We start from the raw sequence: 239 nt of genomic DNA on the forward strand, positions 1-239 counted from the left end.
ACTGCTAGACGCAACGGTCAACCGACCTTGGTGACCTTACTAAGCCGGAGAAGGACACGACCGAACCCTTCGAGTTCCGCACAGTGAACACGACCTTGCCGCTGTTGGCGTTCCGAACGTCCATCACCTTGCCCTTGTCGCTGTACTGGACAACGGTGCCGAGCTTCATCATCGACTCTTTGTCAACCGTGGCGCTGTACTTCCCTGGTGCCAGTTCGGCCCCCACGAGGAAGTAGCCA

1 protein-coding gene is annotated in these 239 nt (G+C 58.2%); it reads right to left on the reverse strand.

Annotated features, from left to right (window positions below):
- Nucleotides 1-4 precede the first annotated feature (4 nt).
- On the reverse strand, nt 5-239 hold a 235-nt coding region (locus BN358_RS27345), incomplete at its 5' end, for a hypothetical protein (RefSeq protein ID WP_198018553.1).

Source organism: Sedimentibacter sp. B4 (genome assembly GCF_000309315.1).
GTDB lineage: Bacteria > Bacillota > Clostridia > Tissierellales > Sedimentibacteraceae > Sedimentibacter > Sedimentibacter saalensis.